Raw genomic sequence first — 21,102 nt, forward strand, 5'->3', positions numbered from 1 at the left:
CTTCTTGTCGCGCCCGTCGCCGACTATCGATGAAAACCCGCACTTACCTGTTCCTGATGGCCGGGGCGATCCTGCTACCCGTGGCAATCGCCTCATGGATCGGCCTGTCCATGCTGCTTGACTGGGAACGCGAATCGCGCCTGCGCAGCGTGCGCGAGATGGCCCGCGCCACCGCATTCCAGATCGACCGCGAGATCGCCGCTGCCGAGGCGTCGCTGCGCGCTGTCGCCTATTCGGAAGGCATGCGCCAGCACGACTATGCGCGCCTGCATCGCTGGACCTCGAGCACGAACGCCAACAACGCACAATCCTGGACCGTGCTGTACGACAGCAAAGGCCGTGAACTGTTCACCACACAGGCGCCGGTCGGCACCAAGTTGCTGTCAACAACCCGCGATTGGGCGAGTCAGGTCTCGCTTGCCGGCGGCACCCTCGTGTCGGGCTATTTCATCGACGAGTATTCGGGCCTGCCGACCGTCGCGGTCAGCGTCCCGGCCCCGCTCGAAGATGGCCAGTACAACATCGTCAGCCAGATTTTCGACGTGCGCTTCTTCGAGCGCATCCTGCGCCATGACGCCATCGGCGAAGACTGGAAAGTCGGGATCTTCGATCGCAACGGGCTGGCCATCATGCGCAACCGCGGGTCGGACACGCTGGGCCAGCCGATGGGCGCGGATTTCCTGGCCGCCACGCGCGCCGCGAACCACGGCGTCTTCCGCCACGTAACGCAGGATGGGCGTGACGTCTACGGCGTGTTCACCCGTTCGAAAAGCAGCGACTGGACCATCGTCATCGGCGTGCCGGTGGCGCAGATCGAGGCGGCTGCGCGTACTGCAACCTGGTACGCGGCGCTCGTGCTGCTGCTGCTGCTGGGCCTGGCGGTGGCCGTCGTCTTGTATCTCGGGCGCACCCTCGAGCGGGCGCTGAGCCAGGCAGCGGCGGCCGTCACGCTGCTGGCTGACGGCGCGATTGCCCTGCCCGCCCGCACCCGGGTCGAGGAAGTCGATGCCCTGGTCGAAGGTCTTGCCCGGACCAGCGAAGCGCTGTCCAGCGAAAGCCAGGTGCGCAAATCGCTCCAGGAAGAACGCGAACAGTTGCTGGTCAGCGAACAGCGCGCGCGCCGGCTGGCCGAGGCCCAGAGCCGGGCCAAGGACGATTTCCTTGCCATGCTGGGTCACGAACTACGCAACCCGCTGGCAGCGATCTCGGGGGCGATGTCGGTGCTGGACATGCCCAACCTCAAGCCGCAGGTCGCGGCCAATGCGCGCGACATCAGCCGGCGCCAGATGCGTCACCTGACCTGCATCGTCGACGACCTGCTGGACGTACAGCGCATCCTGTCGGGCAAGATCGTGCTGCACCGCGCCCGCATCGATGTCGCGCAGGTGGTGCGCAGCAGCGCCGAAGCCAAGGCGCTGGTCGACGCTGGCGCCCACGCATGGACCATCGAGACAGAACCGGACGCCTGGGTCGATGGCGACCGCACGCGCCTGGAACAGGTGGTCGATAACCTGCTGCACAACGCCATCAAGTACACCCCGAAAGGCGGCCGCGTCGACGTGCGCGTCTGGCGCGACGGGGATCAGGTGGCGATCAGCATCAGCGACACGGGGGTGGGCATTGCGCCCGAACTGCATCCGCTGATCTTCGACGTGCTGGTGCAGGGGCCGACGAGCATCGACCGCGGCCAGGGTGGCCTGGGCCTTGGGCTGGCGCTGGTCAAGCAACTCACCGCCCTGCACGGCGGCACCGTCGCCGTGCACAGCGACGGGCCCGGCAAGGGCAGTTGCTTTGTCGTGCGCGTGCCGGCTATGGCGTGATGCGTTCCCACACATAAACACCGGCGTCGGCCGGCAAACCCGTGTGCAGGCGATTGTCCTGCAGGCGCCAGGTGCGCAGTGCCGGCAGATCTTGTGCCAGGCGCGCACCCACTGCATCGGGCGGACACATCGCGCGGGTCGTCGCAACCGGCCCCAGGTTCAGGGTGCCGCCCGTTGCACCGGTGGCCACGGCCTGCCACGGACCGTTACCGCGATTGCAATCGAGCTTGACGGCCAGGCGGCCATCCTGGCCGAAGGACAGCGTGAAGCCATCCGGCGTCCCAGGCCGCAGCGCCTGGCTGCCATCGTCGTTCGCCTGGAACGACGCCAGGCGCCAGCTCGTGCCCGCCAGCGTTGGTGTCGCAGCAGTCGTTGCCGGTGCGCCAGATGGCGAATTTGAAGGCGCAGTTGAAGGCATGCTGGAGCAGGCACCCAGGGCGAGGCTGACGGACAGGAGGCAAAGGCTTGCGCGCATAGTGGTTCTTTCCAGAGGTTGTAGGTGCCCAGAATATCGCATCTGCAAAGGATGACCCGCCCTGGAGGCTGGGAATCTGCCAAAGCGTCCCCACCTGATTGATATCACCTTGTCAATACGAGACCACCATGCGAATCTTCCTGCGCGCCCTCGTGGTTGCCGTCATCCTGATCCTGGGCTACGCCCTGCTGCAACCCACCATCGAGCGGGCGCTGTATACGATGCGCCTGGCGTCGATGCCCAAACCTGTTGCGCTGCCCGTGCCCGTTGACGGCGTTGCGGTCCGCGCGCTGCGCGACACCTGGGGCGGGGCGCGCAGCGAAGGCCGCAAGCACGAGGGCATCGACATCTTCGCCAGGCGCGGCACGCCGGTGCTGTCGAGCACGGAAGGCATCGTGGCGCAGGTCGGCACCAACCGCCTTGGCGGCCTGGTGGTCTGGGTCACGGGTCCGGGCGGCCAGCGCCATTATTATGCGCACCTGGACCGTTATTCCGACGTCGAGGCCGGCATGCGCATCGAGGCCGGCCGCGTGCTCGGCTATGTCGGCAACACCGGCAATGCAAAAGGCACGCCGCCCCACCTGCACTACGGCATCTACGAGACGGGTGGCGCCATCAACCCGTACCCGTTGCTGCGTGCCGAGCCGGAAGCTAAGGCCGTACAGCAGCCGGACTGACATCACCGGGCGGAATCGGCGCCGGCGGGAACTGGCCGCTGGACGCCGGCCGTTCCTGCTCCTGCTCCTGCTGCTGCGGCTCGGTCACCTCGATCGCCTCTTCCTGCTGGATCGGCACCGGCTGCTGCAAGATATCCAGCTGGTCGGCGCGCGAGCCCGGCGCCAGCTCGATCGGGGCTTCCTCGAAGATCTCTTCCTCGGGCGCTTCTTCTTCGTAGCGGCGTGGCTCCGGACGTTTGCCGCCCGGGAGCAAGGCTGCCGCATCGAGGCGTTTTGAATCGAGCGCGCCGCGGAAGAAGTCGCCCACCAGCAGCGCCGCATTGTGGCCGCCCTGCCCCCAATAGGTGCTGCGGATGGCCACGCGGTTGTCGTTGAACCCCACCCAGGCGCCGGCGACGAGGTTCGGATGCATCATGATGAACCAGCCATCGGTATTGTTCTGCGTGGTGCCGGTCTTGCCGGCGACGTCGCCATAGATGCCGAAACGGCTGCGCACGCCGGCGCCGGTACCGCGCGTGACGACGCCGCGCAGCATGTCGATCAGCGTCAGGGCCGATTGCTGCGACATCGCGCGCTCGGGCGCGCTGCCGCCGAAATCGGCAATCACGTTGCCGTCGCGGTCTTCGATGCGGCGGACAAAAATCGGCTTGCGGTATTCACCCTGCGCCGCAATGGTCGCATAGCTGCTGACCATTTCCAGCAGCGTGACGGGGCTGGTGCCCAGCGCCAGCGCCGGTACGGCTTCGAGCTTGCTCTGGCGGATGCCCAGGCGCTGGGCCAGGTCGATGATCGGCTGCAGGCCCACTTCCTGACTCACCTGCGCGGTGATCGTGTTTTTGGAATAGATCAGCCCCTCGCGCATCGACATCGCGCGGCCCGTGTTGCCGCTCATGTCGGTCGGCTTCCAGACGCTGCCGTTCTCGCCACGGAATGACTGCACCACGTCGCGGTACATCTGGTCCTGCGGGATGCCCCGCTCCAGCGCGGCGCCGTAGACGATCGGCTTGAAGGTCGAGCCCGGCTGGCGCGCGGCCTGGGCCACGTGGTCGAACTGGTCGCGCTCGAAGTCGCGGCTGCCCACCCAGGCTTTCACCTCGCCGGTGGCCGGATCGATCGCGACAAAGCCTGCTTCCAGGCGCGACTTGGCGCTTTTCAGGTCGGCCATGAAGCTGCGGTCGGCCTTGATGCGCTTGAGTGCGTCGGCTGGCGCTTCGCCGCCTTCGACGGCGTTGCGGTACGCGCCCGTCTCGCGCACGAACGCATCGAGTTCGCGCCCGTGCGTGATCCAGTAGTACGAGAACGGATCGACATTGCGCCGCATCGACGTGTACATGCCGCCCGACGTCGAGCGCGGGACATTCGGATTGGCCCATTCGACGTCGGCAATGGCCTGCAGCATGTCGGCCTGACGCTTGACGGCGCGCTCGGCATCGGCCTGTAGCGCGGTGTCGAGCGTCGTGCGCACGACCAGGCCGTCGAGCTGAAGATTGACATCGTTTTCGTCGGCCCAGTCGAGCAGCCACTTGCGCACATAGGCGCTGAAGTGGTTGTCCTTGCCGCTGCGGTCCGGCAGGCGCGCAAAACGCAGGCGCAGCGGGCGTTTGATCAGCGCCGCATAGCGCCGCTCGTCGAACGCGCCGTGCTTGCGCATCTGGCCCAGCACGACGTTGCGGCGCGCCAGCGAGCGCACCGGATTGGCCACCGGATTGTAATAATGCGTGCCCTTGAGCATGCCCACCAGCGTGGCCGACTCCAGCACATCAAGCTTGAGCGCGGGTTTGTTGAAATACGTGCGCGCGGCCATTTCGATGCCGTAGGCGTTGTACAGGAACGGCACCGTGTTCAGGTAGGCCTCGAGAATCTGCGTCTTGCTGTAGGTGTTCTCGATCTTGATCGCCGTGATCAGCTCCTTCATCTTGCGGTTGATGCTGCGCGCCCGGCCAATCTCTTGCGGGAACATATTGCGCGCCAGTTGCTGCGTGATCGTCGAGCCGCCCTGCGGGGTACCTTTCACACTCGACCACAGGGCGCCACCGACGCGCCGGAAATCAATGCCGTGGTGATCGTAGAAGCGGTGGTCTTCGGTCGAGATCAGCGCCTTGACGACGTGGGGCGACACTTGCGACAGCTTGACGCGCTCCTGCAGGCCGTGCTCGAAGGTGCCGAGCGACTTGCCGCCGGCGTCGAGGATCACGGTCGGACGCGCCTGGCTCGCCTGCTCCAGGTCGTCGATGCCGGGCGTCAGCGGCACCAGGATCAACAGCCAGGCCAGGATCGCCATCAGCCCGGCCGCCATCGTCCACAAGGCAATCAGCGCCAGCTTGACCGGCATCGGCCGCCCGTGCAGGCGCTGCTGCGCGCCGGACCTGAGCGCGCCGGCCCCGGTCCGGGCCCCGGTGAAACCACGCCCGACAAGGCGTTGCAAGCGTTGCTGGAAGGTCGGCGCAGGCGTGCTGCCCGCGTTGTCATCATTCTGCTGTTGGTCCACGCGCTATCCCTGCCTGCTCAATCTGTCAATTCGGCAAGTATAGCCGACCGCTGGCCTGCGCCCGGCACGCCATTGCCTCATACCGCACTGGGATTGGGCTCGATGTGGCCGGCACGCAGCAGCGCCTCGATCCGTTCCCCCGTCTGCGGGCGGCTGTAGACGTGGCCCTGCACCGAGTCGCAACCGGCGCCGCGCAAAAAGTCGAGCTGCGCGATCGTCTCGACGCCTTCGGCAATGACGTGCATGCGCAGGCCGTGGGCCAGCGAGATGATGGCGTCGACCAGCGCCGCGCCGTCGGCGCTCCCAACCATGTCCTGCACGAACGAGCGGTCGATCTTGAGCACGTCGACCGGCAGGCGTTTCAGGTACTGCAGGCTGGAGTAGCCGGTGCCGAAATCGTCGATCGACAGTTTGACGCCCATGCGCTTGAAACACGCCATCGTGTGGATGGCCGACTCGATGTCGCCCATCATCATGCTTTCGGTCAGCTCGATCTCGAGCGACGCGGGCGGCAGGCCGGTCTCGTGGAGCACGCGCTCGACGACCTCCAGCAGGCCGGGCTCGGCCAGTTGCCGCGCCGACAGGTTCACGGCGATGCGCAGCGGCCCCAGCCCGCTGCGTTGCCAGTGCCGGTTCTGGCGGCATGCTGTCTGCAGCACCCAGGCGCCGATCGGCACGATCAGGCCCGTTTCTTCGGCCAGGCCGATGAACCGCTCCGGCTGGATCGTGCCCAGCAGCGGGTGGCGCCAGCGGATCAGCGCTTCGGTGCCCACGACGCAACCGGTGGCCAGGTCGATCTGCGGCTGGAAATGCAGCGTGAATTGCTGCTCGTGCAACGCGCGCCGCAACGCGCTTTCCAGCGCCAGCCGGTCGAATGCCTGCGCATTCATGTGCGGCGCGTAGAACTGGACCCCATTGCGGCCGTCCGACTTGGCGCGGTACATCGCGATTTCGGCATGCTTGACCAGCGTATCGGCGTCGGCCCCGTCAGCCGGCCAGGCCGCCACGCCGGCACTGCAGCCGAGCACCAGATGCTGGTCGCCGAGCTGCAAGGGTTCGGCCACCGCGTCGCGCACCTGCCTGACGCGGGTGGCGGCCTGGCGTTCGTCGCTGCAGCCGCACAGCACCAGCACGAAGTCGTCGCCGCCGACACGCGCCGCCGTGTCGAGCGGGGGCAGCGTGCGCCTGATGCGCGTGGCCAGCAGGCGCAGCGCCGCGTCGCCGGCAGCGCGCCCCAGCGTATCGTTGATCAGCTTGAAGTGGTCGACATCGAGCAGCACGACCCAGACCGGCGCCCTGGTGGTGGCGGCGGCGGCAATCGCGCGCTCGATACGGTCGGCCAGCAGCGCGCGGTTGGCCAGGCCCGTGAGCGTGTCGTAACGGGCGTGGCGCTCGAGTTCGGCCTCGTAGCGCTTGGCGGTGGTGACATCGTAGACGGTCACGACGAAGTGGCCGACTGTGCCATCCGCGCGGCGCACGGGCGCGATGTAGACATCGGTGATCAGTTCGGCGCCGTCGCGCGTGTGCATCGTCACGAGGGTGTTTTCCTCGCGCTGCTGGCGCAGCGACGCGCACAGCACCTGCACTGACGGCTGGTCGGCGTCCGAAGCGAGCAGGAACGCGAGCGGCTGGCCGGCCAGTTCCTGCGGCGCGTAGCCGAAGGTGCGCTCGCAGGCCGGATTGGCGTAGCCGATCGGGTAACCCGGTGCACGTGCATCGACCAGCAGGATCGGGTTGGCGCTGGACGCCATCGCCCGCTCGTACACGCGCAGCGAGCCGGTGGCCCGCTCGAGCGCGGCGGTGCGCTGCGCAACCAGCGCTTCGATGCGGCGCGTGCGCGCCACACGCTGCTGTACCAGCGTGGCGGTCGCGGCGCTCAGGATCAGGCCCAGCGCCAGCGCCACCAGCTCGGCAGTGTGACGTGCGAACGCCTGGGGCCGTTCCTCGACCACGACCTGCCAATGGCTGCCGGCGATGTCGACCGCTTCGACGTGACGCAACGTGTTGCCATTGCCAATGCCGGAAAGCCAGCCGCCGGCGCGCGCGCCGGGGCCATGGCGGTAGGCCGTCACGATTTGGCCATCGACATCCGGCCCTTGCAGCGACAACCCCACGGCATCGTCATCCAGCAACCGTACCGCATGCAGTGTGCCACCCACCAGCAGCGCGACATCGATCACGACCTCGGTGTGGCCGACCACGGCGGCGCGCCGCGCAAACACGTCCACGGGGCGCTCGTTGCCCCGGTAGACCGGCACGGTGATCAGGATGCCGCGCCGCCCACCGCCACCCTGCAGCAGCGTAACGAGGGGACTGGCGACCGGTTCGCCGGCATCGATCGCCGCCTGGCTGACACGGCGCAGCGGCGGATGCGACCATACGTCGCTGCCAAACGCGATGGCGTTGCCGAGAATGGGCGCGACATAATCGTTGACCAGATAGAGGGGGCGCTCGCCGGCGCGCACCAGCCCCGTCGCGCTGTCTGCCGCGCGCTCCCGGATCTGAAAGTTTGGCCAGAACGCGCGGCGCTCGGCTTCAAACGCCGGCCGTTCGGCCGCGCTGACGAAACGCTGGAACACGATTGCCTTCAGGTAACCGTGGTTCGCCACCAGCGGCAGCGCAAACGCATCGAACTCTTCACGCGAGATATTTCGCGACGCGCGGAAGAACAGATTGACGGCGCGCGCCGCATCGACGGCGTCGGCAAATGCCTGCGTGACCGCGGCCACGCGCACGCTGGCGCGCTGCGCGAATTCGGCGTTGGCGCGCTCGGTCTCCAGCGTGCGTACCACGCCGCACAACGCCGCTGTCAGCATCAGTCCGAGCAGACAGGTGAGCACCGCGGCCCTCGACAGGCCGCGTCCGGTACCCAGCAAGCGGCGGACAGATACGCTGTACATACAGCAGATGCTAGCGCAGAACGGGTCGCCCGGGCGCAGCGCTGACACGACGTCCATGCACAAGAATCTGCCGTGCGATGATGTGTTTTGACAACGCTTGCATTATCATCTCGCGCATGTCGTCCGAACCCCAAGCCCCTTCGCAGCCCTTGCCGCCCGATGCGCCGCCCCAACGCGTATTGCGTCAGTTTCGTATCGTCTTCAATGCGGTCAAGACCCACTTTCGCCAGCTCGAACATGAATCCGGGCTGGGAGGCGCCCAGGTCTGGGCGCTGTCGGTGATCGACAGCCAGCCCGGCATCGGCGCAACCAGCCTGAGCCGCGCGCTCGATATTCACCAGTCCACTGCCAGCAACCTGGTGCGCGGCCTGGTCGAGCGTGGCTATGTAAGTGCCGCGCGCGAAGGCACGGACCGGCGCAGCGTCGCCCTGCGCGTACTGCCGGCGGGCCAGGAAGTGCTGCGCCGCGCCCCGGCGCCCCTCGCCGGCGTGCTGCCGAATGCCCTGGCCACGCTCGACGAATCGACGCTGCTACGGCTCGAACAGGATCTGGGTAGATTGATTGCGCAACTCGATGCCGATGAGGCGGCGGGCAAGATTCCGCTCGGCCAGTCGTAACAGCACCAATCGAGAGAAACAAAAAAAAAAGCCCCCCGGCGAATGCGGGGGACGAAAAGAAGCGGCGCTGACCGCCTCTTCGCTGATCGGGGCAAGGGGGTCGAACGACCCACTTGCCACGTCCCTATATTGCCCGAAAAGTATAATCAAGGCAACCTTATTTGTGCCAATGGACACGTGAGGACGCCGCACACGCGAACACGACAGGAACAGGTATGGAAATAGCAGGCTGGTTGCAGGCAGGTGGATGGGGATTGCTGGCAGGCGGCGCCCTGCTGCTTGGCGCCGGGATCGGGGTGCGCTATGCCGTGCCGCAGCGTATGGTCGCGGCCATCATGGCGTTTGGCAGCGGCGTGCTGATCTCGGCGCTGTCGTTCGAGTTGATGGATGAAGCACTCGAGACCGGCGGGCTCGCGTCGACGGCAGCCGGCTTCGTGGTTGGCGCCGGCATTTATACCGGCGCCAACTGGCTGCTGGCGCGCAAGGGCGCCAAACACCGCAAGCGTTCCACACCGCAGGAGGACACCAACTCCAAGGCGAACGCCAGCGGCACGGCGATTGCCATCGGCGCCCTGCTCGACGGGATTCCCGAGTCGATCGTCATCGGCCTGTCGCTGCTCGGTGGTGAGGGTGTCAGCATGGCGATGGTGGCCGCAGTGTTCCTGTCGAACCTGCCGGAAGGGTTGTCCAGCGCTGCGGGCATGAAGCGCGCCGGCCAGTCGACCGGGTACATCTTTGGCGTCTGGGCAGCGATTGCGTTCGCCTCGGGCCTGGCAGCGATGGCGGGCTTCACGCTGTTTCACCAGTTCCCGTCTGAAATGATCGCGGCAATCACAGCGGTAGCGGCCGGGAGCGTGCTGGCAATGGTGGTCGACACGATGATCCCCGAGGCCTTCGACGAAACCCATGATTTCGCCGGCCTGATCGTCGCGGCGGGATTTCTCGCTGCCTTCACACTCAGTAAGTTTTCTTCCTGAACTTGCCGTGCATTACTGTTTATAATCACTCGTTCAAGTGACGCCACCTCCCCGGCGTCGCAACCTCTATCCCATCCTGATGATGCAACCCCAGTTTTCCGGCGGCACCTGGCGTGACGGCGCGGCGCCGCTCGCATTGCGCTATTTGTTCGCGCTGTTCCTGTTCGTCGTTGCGCTGGCGGCCCGCTTCATGCTGGTGGACATCCTGCCGGCGCGCGGTTTTCCGTTCCTGTCGTTCTTCCCTGCGGTATTGCTGGCGGCCTACCTCGCCGGTCTCGGGCCGGGCCTGCTTGCCGCGTTCCTCAGCACCTGGGCGGCCTGGGCATTTTTCATGGGCCCGCGCCTGGCGCCAGCTGCCATGGCGCACAGCGACCTGATCGCGCTGGTCTTTTTCGCGTCGATCCTCGTCGTCGACTGCCTCGTCATCGAGCGCATGAATCTGGCCATGCGCAAGCTGCGCACGACCGGCACCCGCTTGCGCGAAAGCGAAGATGCGCTGGTGGCGCGCCAGGCCGAGCTGAGCGAAGCGAACCGGCAAAAAGACGTCTTCATCGCGATGCTGGCGCACGAACTGCGCAATCCGCTGGCGCCGATCCTGTCGGCGGCCCAGCTGATCGCCATGCGCGCGGGCAACGACGAACCATTGGCCCGCGCCGCGGCCATCATCACGCGCCAGGGGCTGCAACTGACGCGGCTGGTCGACGACCTGCTCGACGCGTCACGGATCCACTCGGCCAAGCTGACGCTGCAGGTCGCACCGGCCGACCTGCGTGACGTGATCGCCAGCGCGCTGGAAACGAGCGCGCCGATGATCGAACAATCGGCCGCCAACTTCCAGCTGACGTTGCCACCGCAACCCATTCCCGTGGATGTCGACAGCACGCGCATCGCCCAGTGCGTGTCGAACCTGTTGCACAACGCCTTCAAGTTTTCGGCCAATCAGGGCGACATCCATCTGCACATCAGCACCGGGGCCGACGGCATGGCCCGCATCCGGGTCACCGATACCGGCCGTGGCATTTCGCCTGACATGCTCCCCCGCCTGTTCGACATGTTCACGCAGGAAGGTCGCAGCGGCAACGATGGCAATAGTGGCCTGGGCATCGGCCTGGCGCTGACGCGAGACCTGGTACTGCGCCACGGCGGCACGCTCACCGCGCACAGCGACGGCCATGGCCGCGGCGCATCATTCGAAATTGCCCTGCCCCTGAGCACCGAAGTGCACGCGACCGCCATCGCCGCGGCGGCACCGGCGGTGCTCGATGCACCCCAGCAGGCGCCGTCGGTGCTGGTCGTGGACGACAACGTCGATGCAGCCGAGCTGCTGCAGGCGCTGCTCGCACTGCACGGTTTCGATGTGCACATCGCCCATACCGGTGGCGCCGCCCTGGCCGCGCTGGCCCAGGATCGCTACCGCGTCTTGTTGCTCGATATTGGATTACCCGACATGTCCGGCTACGAGGTTGCCATCGCTGCACGCGCCCAGGGCTTGTTGGACGACACGACCTTCATCGTCGCGCTGACGGGCTGGAGCGATGCCGAGTCGCGCCAGCGCTCGGTCGATGCGGGCATCGACCATCATCTGAACAAGCCGGTGCAGATGGAGGCGCTATTGCGCCTGTTCGATGCGCGGACGTTGTCGACCAATCTTACAAGTGCGTGACACGACTCGAGGTAGATTGACTTAAGTACTTGTTGGTATTGAGGATTTTGAACAGGCACGGTCCGTGCTTATTGGATATCGCAACAGCAATGTTCGGAATTCCATGTCACGCGAATGTTCATCCATCCTTTCATAGAACGGAGTGCTTTGTGAAACCGATCAAGAACTTGAGGAATGTCGCCCTTGCCGCCATGCTGTTTTCCGCTGGTGTGGCCAATGCAGCGCTCTACCAGTTCCAGCTGACCGGCGACTACGCAGCCAGCTGGCAATTGAATTCGACCGTCTTGCCCGATCTCGCCGCTGACGGCGAAAGCTTCGTCCTGTGGGACATTGCCGGCAATTTCCCCGGCTCGGCTGAAGACGTCGTGGACCTGTACTTTTACAACGAGGCCATCGATGGCGGCCTGGAGATCTTCGACTTCTATGGCAATAACTTGTTGTTGAGCACCGAGGGCTTCCAGCTCTACACGGGTTCCGAAGACAATCCAACTTTCCGCCTTGGCACGTTTGCGCTGACCGAGTACCTGGGCGCTGGCAGATACTCCCTGACGGTCACGGATCTGGATGTACTGCCTGAACCACCGGTCGACGTCCCGGAACCAGCCAGCGCTGCGCTGCTGCTGGGCGGCCTGGGCGTCATGCTCGCGTCGCGCAAGCGCCGCCAGGCCAGGTAATCATCGTAATACCGGCAAGGCTGCGCTGAAACAGCCTTGCTATCTTTTCGGCGCTGGCGGCGCAGCCACCGCACCCTGCGTGCGCAGGTACGCCACGATCTCGGCCGCCTGCTTCTCGCTCATGAAGCTGAGAAAGCGCATCTTGTTGCCCGGCACGACCTTTTCGCTGTCGCGAATGAACGCGACCAGTTTCTGCTCGTTCCAGACAAAACCTGCCTGCTTCAACGCCGGTGAGTACGCATACGCAGGGGCGCTGCCCGCCTTGCGGCCCACGATCCCGTTCAGTTGCGGCCCGAAGCCATTGCGGGCGCCCGCGCCAACCTCGTGACAGTTGGTACAGCGCGCGAACAGCCTGCGGCCGGCATCGACCTGCGCCTGCGCAGGTGCCGCCAGTGCCTCGGCGCCCGGTCCCAGCAACAGCGCGACACCAATAATGAGCGCGCGCATGATCACTTCACCCGCTGTTTCTCGAGCTTGCGCGCGAGCGTGCGGCGATGCATGCCCAGCCGGCGCGCCGCCTCGGAAATATTGAAATCAGTCTCGGCCAGCACGGCGTGGATGCGCTCCCATTCGAGCGTCTTGATCGACGTCGAGCGGTTGGTGACCTCGATTTCGGCGCTTCCGGCCACGTGCCCGAACGCCGCTTCGATATCGTCGGCGTCCGATGGCTTGGCCAGGTACTGGACGGCGCCGAGCTTGATCGCTTCGACCGCGGTGGCGATGCTGGCAAAGCCCGTCAGCACCACGATGAGCATGTCGGGGTCGTGCTCATGCAGCAGCTGCACGCAGGCCAGGCCCGAGGTCTGGCCCTTGAGCTTCAGGTCGACCACGGCGTAGCCGGGGTTGTGCTGCGCCAGGATGGCGGCGGCTTCATCGTGGCCGGTTGCGCCCAGGACGCGGTAACCGCGCCGCTCGAACGAGCGGCTCAGCGTGCGGGCGAAGGCTTCGTCGTCTTCGATGATGAGCAGCAGCGGCTCAGGGTTCGGCATCGTTCAGTTCCTCTTCCAGTTCAATGGCCGACATCGGCAGTCGCAGCATGACCACGGCGCCGCCCTCCGGGCGGTTGGTCGCCGTCACCGTGCCGCCGAGTTTGCGCACGACGTTCACGGCCAGGAACAACCCAAGACCACCGCCCGGTTTGCCCTTGGTGGACTGGTAGGGCTTGCCGAATTGCGCCAGCATGCTGGGCGCAAAGCCGGGACCACGGTCGAGCACAGACAGCACCAGCGTACGCTCGTCGATGTGCGCATCGAAGCAGACCCAGTCGGGCGAGGCTTCCAGCGCATTGTCGAGCAGGTTGTCGACCGTCTGGCGCAGCGCCGAATCGCTCGCCACCGGCCAGTCGTCGGCGATGCGGTTATTGTACGTGAAAGCGCGCACCGGGCGGCTGGCCTGCCAGCGTTCGACCAGGCCATCGAGAAAGCCCCGCACCGTCGTGCGTTCGGCCGATTCGCCTCGCGCTTCGCCGGCCGAGAGCAGGATGCCGCTGACGATCGACTTGCAGCGTTTGAGCTGGGTCTGCATCTCGGTCAGTTCGCCCAGCAGCTCGGCGTCGTCGCGAAACGCGGGCATGCGCTTCCAGTCGCCCAGGATCACCGACACCGTCGACAGCGGCGTGCCCAGTTCATGCGCGGCGCCGCTGGCAAGCAGGCCCATGCGCACGATGTGTTCTTCTTCGGCCGCACTCTGGCGCAGCGCGGCCAGCTGCGTGGCCTTGTCGCGCACATTGTCCGAAATGCGCGAGACGAACATCACCAGCAGCCCGGCATTGAGCGCGAAGCAGACCAGCAAGCCCTGGACATACAGGCTGCCGATCCCGCGCTCATGGTCGAACGGCAGCGCGAGCGGTTCGGCGAACGCCGCCAGTCCCGCCATGCACGTGATCGTGATGACGACGATGCTCCAGGTCCACAGCACGTCGAGCAGCACGGCCGAGACAATCACCTGTAGCAGGTACAGGAATGCAAAGGGATTGGTGGTGCCGCCGGACAGGTACAACAGCACGGTCAGGCTCGAGACGTCGACCAGGATGGCCATGAACATCTCGCCGTTCGAGACGGGGCGCCGTTCATGCCAGCGCAGGTGGCTGGCGATATTGAAAGCGATCAGGCACGAGAGCACCTGCAGCATGTGTACCAGCGGCAGCGCGATCCCGAACAGCAGGATCGCGGCGGCAATGGTGGTGACCTGGCCAATGACGGCGATCCAGCGCAGCTCGATCAGCTGCAGCATGTTCTTGTGGCCGGCGGCGAACTCCACGTTCGCAGCCGCCGCCGACGGCGAGGTGCGCGCCGCCCTGGCGAAGAAATCCAGTGGAGATTGCATCGAAACCCGTCCGTTCAATGCCCCGTGCGCGGCAATGCGGTCGGAGCGTCTTTAATCGTTGGCGTCGCGGGAGCGCTTCGCCTCGTAGCGGGCCACCCACCACCAGGCTGCGGCCACCATGAGGGCGAGAGCATACCAAGTCAGCGCGTACACGAGGTGATTATTTGGGAACGAGATGACGGTCAGGCCGCCCACGGCGCGTTCGGGCGCCGACGCAGGATCCTGGTTCTTGCCGGCGTCGACGAAAAACGGCGCCGTGCGGGCCGCGTCGAACCCGCGCGCGGCCGTCAAGGCGATGACATCGCGCGAGTACCAGCGGTTGCCGGCCGGGTCGTTGTCGCGCAGGAAGCCACCCTTGGGTTCGGTGATGCGCAGCAAACCGGTCAGCTTGACAGTCTCGCCCGGGGCGGCGCAGGCGTCCGGCCCGGCGGTGCGCGCCGGGAAGCGCGTGGCGATATCGCCCGATGACGGGATGAAGCCGCGGTTGACAAACACGATGTGGCCCTCGTCCGTGCAGAACGGCGTGAGCAGCCAGAAGCCCGCGCCCAGCTCGGACAGCGCCTGGACGGGTGCGGTGTATTGGTAGAGATAGTGACCCGACAGGACAACGGCCCGGTATTCGTCGGATTCTTTGGAAATCTGCGGCCACTGCGCCACCGCAGGGAGCGCAGCAGGCGCCGCATGAACACGTGCATCGACGCGTTCGATCAGGTCCAGTTTCCATTGCAGGCGAAACACCTGCCAGGTCCCCAAACCTGCAAACAGCACGAGCAGCAGCAAGGCCAGCACCGCCACCAGGCGCCGCACGAAAGGCGAGCGCCGTGGCGAGGGCTGATCTTGAACCGACAGGGTCGGCGGCTGCTGCGCGTGCATCACCACTGTCAGGTCATGTCGGAGGTGTTTTCAGCACCCATGCCCGGCATCATGTTGGTGTTCATGTGGTGCATGACCCAGATCGAGCCCGACATCACGATGACCAGCAGGACCAGCGTCAGGACCAGTGCCATCATGTTCCAGCCGCCTTCAGCCTTCGAATTCAGGTGAAGGAAGTAGACCATCTGGACCACCAGCTGGACCGCGGCGAAGCCGAGGATGACCCAGCGGGTCATGTCCGGGGCCAGCACATTGCCCATCACGAGCCAGAACGGAATCGCGGTGAGGATCAGCGACAGCGCGAAGCCGATTGCATAATCCCGGCCACTGTAGTGAATCTGGTAGCTGTCATGACCATGATGACCATGGTCGTGCTCGTTATGATGATCGCTCATGGCAGCACTCCCATCAGGTAGACAAAGGTAAACACGAAGATCCAGACCAGATCCAGGAAGTGCCAGAACAGCGACAGGCAGGCCAGGCGACGGAAGTTTTCCGGCGTCATGCCGTGCTTGGACAGCTGCACGAACAGGGTCACCAGCCAGACGATACCGAACAGCACGTGCAGGCCGTGGGTACCGACCAGCGAGAAGAACGCGGTCAGGAAGCCCGAACGCTGTGGACCGGCGCCCAGGTGGATCAGGTGCTGGAATTCATAGATTTCCAGCGACAGGAACGCCACGCCCAGGAGGCCCGTGACGACCAGCCACAGCTTGGTCTTGCCCACGTTCTTGGCTTGCGCCGAGATCATGGCCATGCCGAAGGTGATCGACGACACCAGCAGGAAGCCGGTGTTGAGCGCGATCAGCGGCAGTTCGAACAGCTCGGCGCCGGTCGGGCCGCCCGCGTAGTTGCGGCCCAGCACGGCGTAGGCAGCGAAGAGCGATGCGAACAGCAGGCAGTCGCTCATCAGGTAGAGCCAGAAGCCGAGCAACGTGCCCTGCTCCGGGTGGTGCTCCCGCGCCATGTAGCGCGCGGTCACTTCGGCGGGTGTCAACCCGCCTGTCATGGTTGCTTTAATGTCAGACATGGCTTTCCAGCATACGAGTACGTGCGGTTTCGGTCTTCAGGACTTCTTCAGCCGGAATGTAGAAATCGCGTTTGTAGTTGAAGGTATGGGCAATGATCGTACCGAGCAGGACGATGAACGCCCCGATCACGAGAGCCCACATATGCCAGATGATGGCAAAGCCGACCGCGCACGCCAGTGCCGAGATCACGAAACCGGCCCAGGTGTTCTTGGGCATGTGGATCGCGACGAAATCGGCGAGCGGACGCTGGTAACCGTTCTTCTTCATGTCGGCGAAGGTGTCGTTGTCGTGCACCACCGGCGTGAACGCGAAGTTGTAGTCCGGCGGTGGCGACGAGGTCGACCATTCCAGCGTACGGCCATCCCACGGATCGCCCGTGAAATCGCGCAGACGTGCGGTGTTGCGGTCACGGAAGCTGACATACAGTTGCATCAGCAGCGCGCCGATACCACCAGCGATCATCAGGGTGCCCAGGAACGAAATCTGGAACAGCCACTGCACCGACGTATCATCGAAGTGACTCACGCGGCGGGTGTAGCCCATGAAGCCCAGGATGTACGGCGGCGTGAATGCAACCCAGAAACCGATCGACCAGAGCCAGAACGACACGGTGCCCCAGAATTTGTCGAGCTTGTAGCCAAACGCTTTCGGGAACCAGTAGTTCAGACCCGCAAAGATACCGAACACCACGCCACCGATAATCACGTTGTGGAAGTGGGCGATCAGGAACAGCGAGTTGTGCAGCACAAAGTCAGCCGCAGGAATCGCCAGCATCACACCGGTCATGCCGCCGATGGTGAAGGTCAGCATGAACGAAATCGTCCACATCATTGGCAGTTCGAAGCGGATCTGGCCGCGGTACATCGTAAACAGCCAGTTGAACAGCTTCGCGCCGGTCGGGATCGAGATGATCATCGTCGTGATACCGAAGAACGCATTGACGCTGGCGCCCGAACCCATCGTGAAGAAGTGGTGCAGCCAGACCAGGTACGACAGCACCATGATGACGCAGGTCGCGTAGACCATCGAGGTGTAGCCGAACAGGCGCTTGCCGCAGAAGGTCGAGACCACTTCGGAGAAGATACCGAAGGCTGGCAGGATCAGGATGTAGACCTCGGGGTGACCCCAGATCCAGATCAGGTTCACGTACATCATCGCGTTACCGCCACGGTCGTTCGTGAAGAACGCGGTGTCGAACAGGCGGTCCATGCCCAGCATGGCCAGCACGGCGGTCAGGATCGGGAAGGTCACGACGATCAGGATGTTGGTGGCGAGCGAAGTCCAGACGAAGACTGGCATCTTCATCAGGCCCATGCCCGGTGCGCGCATCTTGATGATGGTGACGATCAGGTTCACACCCGACAGCAAGGTACCCACACCCGCGATCTGCAATGACCAGATGTAATAGTCGACGCCTACTCCCGGACTGGCCAGGATGCCCGACAGCGGCGGATACGCGAGCCAGCCGGTACGTGCGAATTCACCGACGAACAGGGATGCCATGATCAGCACGGCGCCCATCGTGGTCATCCAGAACGAGAAGTTGTTCAGGAACGGGAATGCCACGTCGCGCGCACCGATCTGCAGTGGCACCACGTAGTTCATCAGGCCCGTCACGAACGGCATCGCCACGAAGAAGATCATGATCACGCCGTGGGCGGTGAAGACCTGGTCGTAGTGGTGCGGCGGCAGGAAGCCGGCGTTGTCGCCAAAGGCGAGCGCCTGCTGGGTACGCATCATCAGGGCGTCGGCGAAGCCGCGCAGCAGCATGACCAGACCGAGGATCATGTACATGATGCCGATTTTCTTGTGGTCGATACTGGTGATCCAGTCTTTCCACAAGGAGCCCCACAGGCGGAAGTAGGTCAGGATGCCCACGAGGGCAACACCGCCTACGATCACACCTGCGAAGGTAGCAAGCAGGATCGGCTCATGGAAGGGAATCGCGTCCCAGCCAAGCCGACCGAAGATAAACTTCGTCAAGTCGAAAGTGTCTTGCATGGTTACTTCTTCACAGTGTTAAAAGGGGCGACGCACATTTCCAGCGCCTCGGCCAGCATGGATTTGCCATCCTTCGGCAGCTGGCGGATGGCCGCGGCCATTTCGTTGCGCTTGTGATCCTCGTGCATTTGCTGATTCATGCACATGGTGCCTTCAGCAACGCAGCGGTTCAGGATGCGGTTGAACAGCGCAGGCTCGACCTGTGCGTAATGGCGCACCGGCTCCTTGGCGGTCGGCTTTTCGAGCACCATGTAGTCAGCGCGGTCGAGCACTTCGGTACCGGTCTTCATTTCCTTGACCCAGGTGTCGAAATCGGCCTGCGTCACGCCCTTGTAGGCAAACTTCATGTGCGAGAAACCGTCGCCGCTGAAGTTGGCCGACAGGCCGCGATAATCGCCGGTCTTGTTCAGCACCGCGTTCAGTTCCGTTTCCATGCCCGGCATCGCGTAGATCATGCCAGCCAGGGTCGGGATGTAGAACGTGTTCATCACGGTCGACGACGTGATCTTGAAGCGCACCGGCACGTCGATCGGGGTCACCAGGTGATTGACCGATGCAATGCCCTGCTCTGGATAAATGAACAGCCATTTCCAGTCCAGCGCCACCACTTGCACTTCGAGTGGCTTGACGGACGCAGCGAGCGGCCGGTTGGCGTCGATGCGGTCGAGCGGACGATACGGGTCGAGCTTGTGGGTACTGACCCAGGTAATCAGGCCCAGCACGATGATGATCAGGAGCGGTGCGCCCCAGATGATCAGTTCGAGCTTGGTCGAATGGTCCCAGTCAGGTTCGTAGGCCGCGTTGGCGCCCTTGCGGTAGCGCCAGGCGAACCAGACGACCAACAGCATCACCGGAATGATGATGATCAACATTAATAGAACCGATATGACGATCAGATCGGCCTGCTGCTTTGCTATATCGCCGGTGGGATTCATTACGACGGTATTGCAGCCAGCAAGCGCTGCAAGAAGAAGTAATGGCAGTCCGCGGCGGACAATTTGTGGAATCATGCTAGGTATCTAACGTTACATGGAGGGAGAGCATGCTACTGTACTGCCAACGGTCGTCAAAGAACATTGGACAGTTTGTCCCACCCTTTGCCATAATGCAATTTTAACAATAGTGTTACCCACAATAGTGGCGACCGCGACACGACTTTTGGAGAATTAACCATGCAAAGCACGACCCACGGCAGCGACGACGCCGCTCCAATCACGAGCCCGAACAGCGGCGCACGTAACATCAACGCCCGCGACGAACACATTTCCCCCGGCGATATCGCCGTCGGCGTCATTGTCGGCCGTTCGGCGGAGTACTTCGAATTCTTCGTGTATGCCATCGCTTCGGTGCTGGTGTTCCCGTCGATCTTCTTCCCGTTTGCCGATCGCCTCGAAGGCACACTGTACGCCTTTGTCATTTTCGCGTTCGCGTTCATCGCGCGTCCGTTCGGCACCCTGCTCTTCATGTGGATCCAGAAACGCTGGAGCCTCGACATGAAACTGCTGATCGCCCTGTTCATGATGGGTACCTGCACCGTCGTCATCGCCCTGCTCCCGAGCTACAGCGAAATCGGCGGCGCCGCCATCGTGATGCTGGCGCTGCTGCGCATCGGCCAGGGTATCGCCCAGGGCGGTTCGTGGGATGGCCTGCCGTCGCTGCTGGCGCTGTCCGCGCCTGAAGGCAAGCGCGGCTGGTACGCGATGCTGGGTCAGCTGAGCGCACCGCTCGGCTTCGTCATCGCCGCCGGCGTCTTCGCTTACCTGATCGGCAACCTGTCGCAGGAAGACTTCCTGACCTGGGGCTGGCGCTTCCCGTTCTTCGTCGCCTTCGCCATCAACGTCGTTGGCCTGTTCGCCCGCCTGCGCCTGGTCTCGACCACCGAATACGCACGCCTGCTGGACAGCAAGCACATGACGCCTGCCCCGGTTGGCGAACTGATGCGTAATCAGGGCACCAACATCGTCATCGGCGCCATGACCGCGCTGGCCAGCTACGCGCTGTTCCACCTGGTGACCGTGTTCCCCCTGTCGTGGATCCAGCTGTATGACACGCGTCCGGTCGAGTCGTTCCTGCTGGTCCAGATGGGTGGCGCCGCCCTGGCCGCGCTGGGCATCCTGGCGTCGGGCTATATCGCCGACAAGGTCGGCCGCCGCACGACGCTCGGTACGCTGGCTGCACTGATCGCGCTGTTCTCGGTCTTCGTGCCATCGCTGATCGATGGCGGCACCGCTGGCCAGAATACCTTCATCCTGGTCGGCTTTACCCTGCTGGGCCTGTCGTATGGCCAGGCAGCGGGCGCCACGACGTCGAACTTCCAGAAGCAATTCCGCTACACCGGTGCGGCACTGACGTCGGATCTGGCATGGCTGGTCGGCGCGGCGTTCGCCCCGCTGGTTGCCCTGGGTCTGTCGGCCAACTTCGGCCTGGGCTACGTCAGCCTGTACCTGCTGTCGGCAGCCGTGGCCACGCTGGCTGCGCTGAGCCTGAACCGCAAGCTGGAAATTCGTGACTGATCTGCCCTGCTCTTTTTGGCAGTAACAACAACGGCCCTTCGGGGCCGTTGTTGTTTTCGGCTGCGTGC

General features: G+C 64.4%; 18 protein-coding genes. 7 read left to right on the forward strand and 11 right to left on the reverse strand.

The genetic code is table 11. The features are described 5' to 3' along the window. The first annotated feature begins 29 nt into the window (after positions 1 to 29). Entirely contained in the window at positions 30 to 1,820 is a 1,791-nt protein-coding gene (locus AC56LV_RS05580; protein ID WP_499556405.1) for an ATP-binding protein, read from the forward strand. On the opposite strand, the gene AC56LV_RS05585 is transcribed toward AC56LV_RS05580, so the two are convergent. Next, positions 1,810 to 2,295 (reverse strand): META domain-containing protein, encoded by a 486-nt coding sequence (locus AC56LV_RS05585; protein ID WP_499556406.1) that lies wholly within the window; start codon positions 2,293 to 2,295, stop codon positions 1,810 to 1,812. The genes AC56LV_RS05580 and AC56LV_RS05585 overlap by 11 nt on opposite strands. A gap of 128 nt (positions 2,296 to 2,423) precedes the next feature. Here AC56LV_RS05585 and AC56LV_RS05590 point away from each other — a divergent pair, with 128 nt between their 5' ends. After that, positions 2,424 to 2,972: a M23 family metallopeptidase gene (locus tag AC56LV_RS05590; protein WP_499556407.1), complete on the forward strand. Its 549-nt coding sequence runs from the start codon at positions 2,424 to 2,426 to the stop codon at positions 2,970 to 2,972. On the opposite strand, the gene AC56LV_RS05595 is transcribed toward AC56LV_RS05590, so the two are convergent. Both AC56LV_RS05595 and AC56LV_RS05600 read right to left on the reverse strand, forming a co-directional pair. After that, a complete protein-coding gene (locus tag AC56LV_RS05595) occupies positions 2,947 to 5,460 on the reverse strand; it encodes a penicillin-binding protein 1A (protein ID WP_499556408.1) in 2,514 nt (837 codons plus the stop codon). The two genes, AC56LV_RS05590 and AC56LV_RS05595, sit on opposite strands and share 26 nt — an antisense overlap. Before the next feature lie 77 nt (positions 5,461 to 5,537). After that, a complete protein-coding gene (locus AC56LV_RS05600) occupies positions 5,538 to 8,360 on the reverse strand; it encodes a bifunctional diguanylate cyclase/phosphodiesterase (RefSeq protein ID WP_499556409.1) in 2,823 nt (940 codons plus the stop codon). A gap of 116 nt (positions 8,361 to 8,476) precedes the next feature. Between AC56LV_RS05600 and AC56LV_RS05605 the strand changes: the two genes are divergently transcribed. The 4 genes from AC56LV_RS05605 (at position 8,477) to AC56LV_RS05620 (ending at position 12,291) form a co-directional block, all read left to right on the forward strand. After that, on the forward strand, positions 8,477 to 8,977 hold the full coding sequence (locus tag AC56LV_RS05605) for a MarR family winged helix-turn-helix transcriptional regulator (protein WP_499556410.1): 501 nt from the start codon (positions 8,477 to 8,479) through the stop codon (positions 8,975 to 8,977). A 215-nt stretch (positions 8,978 to 9,192) separates the two neighbouring features. Then, positions 9,193 to 9,954: a ZIP family metal transporter gene (locus tag AC56LV_RS05610; protein ID WP_499556411.1), complete on the forward strand. Its 762-nt coding sequence runs from the start codon at positions 9,193 to 9,195 to the stop codon at positions 9,952 to 9,954. A gap of 79 nt (positions 9,955 to 10,033) precedes the next feature. Beyond that, a complete protein-coding gene (locus AC56LV_RS05615; RefSeq protein ID WP_499556412.1) occupies positions 10,034 to 11,617 on the forward strand; it encodes an ATP-binding response regulator in 1,584 nt (527 codons plus the stop codon). 149 nt (positions 11,618 to 11,766) lie between these two features. After that, a complete protein-coding gene (locus AC56LV_RS05620; protein ID WP_499556413.1) occupies positions 11,767 to 12,291 on the forward strand; it encodes a PEP-CTERM sorting domain-containing protein in 525 nt (174 codons plus the stop codon). 39 nt (positions 12,292 to 12,330) lie between these two features. On the opposite strand, the gene AC56LV_RS05625 is transcribed toward AC56LV_RS05620, so the two are convergent. Genes AC56LV_RS05625 through cyoA form a run of 8 tightly spaced genes read right to left on the reverse strand, consistent with a single transcriptional unit; the run spans position 12,331 to position 19,531 of the window. Beyond that, entirely contained in the window at positions 12,331 to 12,738 is a 408-nt protein-coding gene (locus AC56LV_RS05625; RefSeq protein WP_499556414.1) for a c-type cytochrome, read from the reverse strand. A 2-nt stretch (positions 12,739 to 12,740) separates the two neighbouring features. Then, positions 12,741 to 13,280: a response regulator transcription factor gene (locus tag AC56LV_RS05630; RefSeq protein WP_183552464.1), complete on the reverse strand. Its 540-nt coding sequence runs from the start codon at positions 13,278 to 13,280 to the stop codon at positions 12,741 to 12,743. Further along, positions 13,267 to 14,616, reverse strand: coding sequence for an ATP-binding protein (locus AC56LV_RS05635; protein ID WP_332532023.1), 1,350 nt, complete (start codon positions 14,614 to 14,616; stop codon positions 13,267 to 13,269). Before AC56LV_RS05635 ends, AC56LV_RS05630 begins: the two co-directional genes overlap by 14 nt. A 51-nt stretch (positions 14,617 to 14,667) precedes the next feature. Beyond that, positions 14,668 to 15,489: an SURF1 family protein gene (locus AC56LV_RS05640; RefSeq protein ID WP_499556415.1), complete on the reverse strand. Its 822-nt coding sequence runs from the start codon at positions 15,487 to 15,489 to the stop codon at positions 14,668 to 14,670. 8 nt (positions 15,490 to 15,497) lie between these two features. Next, positions 15,498 to 15,884, reverse strand: coding sequence for a cytochrome o ubiquinol oxidase subunit IV (gene cyoD, locus AC56LV_RS05645; protein ID WP_499556416.1), 387 nt, complete (start codon positions 15,882 to 15,884; stop codon positions 15,498 to 15,500). Then, a complete protein-coding gene (cyoC, locus tag AC56LV_RS05650; RefSeq protein ID WP_499556417.1) occupies positions 15,881 to 16,519 on the reverse strand; it encodes a cytochrome o ubiquinol oxidase subunit III in 639 nt (212 codons plus the stop codon). Before cyoC ends, cyoD begins: the two co-directional genes overlap by 4 nt. Continuing rightward, a complete protein-coding gene (gene cyoB, locus AC56LV_RS05655) occupies positions 16,512 to 18,521 on the reverse strand; it encodes a cytochrome o ubiquinol oxidase subunit I (protein ID WP_499556418.1) in 2,010 nt (669 codons plus the stop codon). Before cyoB ends, cyoC begins: the two co-directional genes overlap by 8 nt. Before the next feature lie 2 nt (positions 18,522 to 18,523). Further along, the gene (cyoA, locus tag AC56LV_RS05660) at positions 18,524 to 19,531 is read right to left on the reverse strand and encodes a ubiquinol oxidase subunit II (RefSeq protein ID WP_183552478.1); all 1,008 of its coding nucleotides are present in this window, start codon (positions 19,529 to 19,531) and stop codon (positions 18,524 to 18,526) included. Positions 19,532 to 19,693: 162 nt separating this feature from the next. Here cyoA and AC56LV_RS05665 point away from each other — a divergent pair, with 162 nt between their 5' ends. Continuing rightward, positions 19,694 to 21,034, forward strand: a complete 1,341-nt coding sequence (locus tag AC56LV_RS05665; RefSeq protein WP_499556419.1) for an MFS transporter — start codon at positions 19,694 to 19,696, stop codon at positions 21,032 to 21,034. The last annotated feature ends 68 nt before the right edge of the window (positions 21,035 to 21,102 follow it).

Source organism: Telluria sp. RB2R28 (assembly GCF_059685835.1).